General features: G+C 63.4%; 2 protein-coding genes. One reads left to right on the forward strand and one right to left on the reverse strand.

The features are described from left to right. Positions 1–661: ABC transporter permease subunit (locus tag VFW45_10710; protein ID HEU5181257.1), on the reverse strand; the 661-nt coding region annotated here is incomplete at its 3' end. 629 nt (positions 662–1,290) lie between these two features. Between VFW45_10710 and VFW45_10715 the strand changes: the two genes are divergently transcribed. Then, a partial coding sequence (locus VFW45_10715) for a VCBS repeat-containing protein (protein HEU5181258.1) occupies positions 1,291–4,061 on the forward strand: 2,771 nt, incomplete at its 3' end.

Raw genomic sequence — 4,061 nt, forward strand, 5'->3', positions numbered from 1 at the left:
CGAGGCCCGGCAGACGGAAGTCGCGTGCCCCGACGTTGTAGATCTCGGCGGCCATCAGGAAGAACCAGCCGCCCGCCCAGGACATCATGCTGTTCCAGATGAGCCCCACCGCGGCGAACGGCAGGTCGAGCGTCTTGAATCGCAGCCAGGGATCGAAGCGGAAGATCGACGCCGCCTCGCGAAGATCGCCGGGGATGGTGGTCATCGACTGGTAGAAGCTGAAGGTCATGTTCCAGGCCTGGGAGGTGAAGATGAGGACGATGGCGGCCAGCTCCGCGGCCAGGCCCGACGGGAGCAAGGCGCTCAGCCCCAGCAGGACGACCGGCAGGAACGACAGGATCGGCACGCTCTGCAGCACGTCCAGCAGCGGCAGAAGGACCCGTCCCGCGGCGCGCCGCCGGGCGGCGGCGTGGCCGTAGAAAAGGCTGAAGGTCAGCGACAGGCAATAAGCCGCCAGCATCCGGCCGATCGACAGCAGCGCGTACCACGGGAGGGCGGCAGGGGAGGTCGAGATGCTGGGGCCCGCGATCGAGCGCGGCGCCGCGAACGCAAGACGGGCGCCCGCGTACAGCAGGGCGGCGATCCCGAGGAAGATCAGGCCGTCCCCCGCCGTGAACGGCGCTCTCCACGGGAGCACGGTGCCGAAGCGGAACCGCTTCATCAGGGGTCCAGGACGCCCGGCACTTCCGCATTCGATGGCGCATACGGGGCAGGCGCGCGCGTCAGTTTACGGGAACCGGGCCGGCGTGAACAGGTGTGCGCGTCATAATTACAGTCTGCGCGGAAGCCGCAAGTTGCGCGGACCAAGGACATGACGATGAAACGTGAAAGCTCTGTCGAAGTCGCCTTTCGCTATCCAAACGGGCAAATGCCTTATTTCTTCTCCGTTGACGCGAAGATTGGCGCCGGGATATATTTACGTCACAAAAATCGATGATGGTGTGGCGCGTCGGAGCAGGGAATTGACGCATGCAATCACTGATCGCCTGCGCCCTCGGTGACTAGACTGCCCCGTCCCGATGAATCCAGCCCACATTCTCCGAGGCTGACATGAGTCCCGACGGAAGAGCGCCTGGCAGGCGGACGGGCCCGAGCTTTCAGCTGGCACACCTGGCAAGACTTGCTGTCCTGTTCGCCGTCACCGCCGGCCTCCTTTCTGGCGTCTATGGCGGTCCCAAGCGTCCTGCGCCATCTCATCGTGGTCCTAGAATCGACGACCATTTCGAAGTGCCGAGTGAACAGGTTGAGACCACCAGAAACCTGGAAACCGGAGCGGCGCGGAATAGCGCCGTGACCCACGCGCCGGTGTTTCGCGGTCGGCGAATCGACTACGAGATCGAGGTGCCTTACCAGGGGGGCACCAGGAATCTGGACATGGCAACGGCGCGGGTCGGAGATTTCGACGGGGATGGCCGCCCGGAATTACTGGTGGCCAACGACCCATGCTACGGCCTCGGCGGTATCACGCTCGTGCGGTTGCGCGCGGAGGGGGGCATCGGCCCGGTCGAGCACACGCCGGTCAACGGTACCAGCAGCTGCAGCTTCACCCCGTACTACGTCACCGGCGACAAGATGACCATCGGTGATTTCGACGGCGATCGCCGCGTCGACGTTGCATTCTGGCGGTCAGGCCTTCTGTATAGAATGACCGCAAGCGGGACCTTTCTGCCGACTCCCTTCAGCCTCCCCCTGGACCCGACGGAAGGCTTCCAATATCAGCCCTACATCATGAGCGCAGACTTCAACGGCGACGGCCTGCCCGACGTCGTGATGAGCCAGCCGTTCTTTATCATCGACTTCGATACTTTCAACATCCGGGACAGCACCAACATCTATGTATTCCTCGCCGACGGTCAAGGCGGGTTCCGAAGGAGCCAGAAGATCGAGGCGCCTGCCGATCCGGCGCTGGATTTCCGGTTGATTCCGATCTCGGCGAGGGATTTCAACCATGACGGCAAGGCGGATTTACTCTCTATCGGCTCAGGGCCGCTCGGAACCACCGAGATTCTGCTGGGAGACGGCGCCGGGCACCTCAGCCTTCCCCAGGCGGGACTCGCCGTCTCGCCGCCGCTCCCGGTCTCTCCGGAAAGCAGCATCGCTCCCTCGGCCGTCGATGATCTGAACGCTGATCATCTGCCCGACCTCGTCTACGTCGTTCCAGGATCGGGGAGGGTGCAGAGCACGATCTATCTCAGCACGGCACCCGGAAGATTCGCGACGGTCCAGGCGCAGAGCGATCCACTCCAGAGCTACGCTGACTTCTTCCGAACTGCGACCGTCGCCGATCTTGATGAGGACGGCAGGCAGGATGTCGAAGTTTCAGGCGAGGGATGGACCGTCCCATTCCTCCAGCTGAGCAACGGGCAGTTTCGTGCTGGTCCCTGGCAGCGTGTGCCGCTGCGCGTCAACGGCCTCCTGCGCACCCGCTGGGACGAAGACGCCCTTTATGACCGGGTGTACTTCGGGGACCGGCTGCCGAGCGATTACACGACCACACATCCCACCCTTTCGGTTTTTCTCAATCATGGTTCCCGTAATCGTGACTTCGCGGATCTCGATCTGTCTGCAGAGCGGCAGCCGCTCACGCTCAAGCTTCGTGCGGGCGATTTCGATGGGGACCATCATCAAGACATCGCCGTGGGCACCCTTGACGGGATTCAGGTCTTTCGCGGTGATGGTCGCGGGGGGTTCCTCCGTGAGGTGGGCTTTTCGGGAAGCTTCGGCGTCCCGGCCATGGTATCGGGTGATTGGAACGAAGATGGCCGGACCGATCTCGCGTTTCTCAGGGCCAACGCGTCCACCTCGAACGAGCCGGGAAGCGTGGCCATCTATCTGGCCCAGCCCGGAGCTCCGCGATTCGCCGCCGGCGTGACCGTGGCGGTGGGCCCCAGACCCATCAAGGCCGTACCTGTGGACTTGAACCGCGACGGCCATTTGGATCTGATCGTCGGCGGTAGCGGCGTCACGAAGCCGGGCCTCAGCGGCCTCATCGACGGCAGCGCCGTCTCGGTTCTCGGGGACGGCCACGGAGGATTCGCGCCTTCCGTGCCTGCCTACACTCTCCCGCCCGGCTATTTCAACCCCGAGTTTCTGGATGTCGATAGTGACGACATCGATGGAGACGGAGTTCCCGATCTGATCCTGCTTGTGAGATCGAACATGTTCGCGCCTGGGCTCGGCGCCTGGGGACCGGGTCACGGAGACGGCACCTTCGAGATTCCTTACTACTTTGGAAACAGTAGCACGTCGGCGCCGGCCCGCCTGTTGAAGCCGCGGGATTTGAACGGCGACGGTATTACCGACCTCTCCCTGGCACCGGGTTGGAACGGACTCTATACGATTGGACGGCAGGTATTCCTGGGGACGCCGGACCGCGATTTCCATTTCACCGTCGCTTCAGACTGCTGCGCGTATGCCGGCGAGTTCACTGACCTTGAGGGAGACGGGTTCCTGGATCTGGTTGCGCGGCAGGATCTCGACAGCCTGACGGTTGGAGTCGGCTCGGGAACCGGTGAGTTCCTCGCGGAGAAGACGTACTACTCACCCGCGGGAGAGTATCTCACGGGAGCCTTCGAACGCCCTTCGCTGAGCATCGATCCGATTCAAGCGGATTTCGACGAAGATGGGCGTGTCGACGTGGTCACCCTTGATTTCAAGGGACATGCCACCGTCTTGTTCAACCGTTCCGGTCGCCTGGCTTCGGATCCCGAGGAGAGCCTGGCGGGGGCCGGAACGGAGCCTGCCCTGGATCCCCGTATCGATGTGCTGGAGATCCAGGGCCGCCCCGGAGCCTACGATTTCGGCGACGAAGGCGGCCGCGAGGGGGCTCTCGTCTTCACGATCCATCTCGAGCGGCCCGAGGAATCTGAAGAGCGCGCTCCCGTTGCGGCAAGGGTTGCGAAGGACACCTTGCGCGGTGAAGATCGTCCGTCCCTGCCCCCCGCGCCCGTGATGGTCCAGATCAACTTCAACTTCGGGGAGCTGTTGAAAGACACGGACGGCGACGGAGCCCTGGATCTCTCGATTGCGAATGCCGCGCAGGAGCCCGGGCTTGCCGGAAC

It is taken from the genome of Candidatus Polarisedimenticolia bacterium, assembly GCA_035764505.1.
Classification (GTDB): Bacteria; Acidobacteriota; Polarisedimenticolia; order Gp22-AA2; family AA152; genus AA152.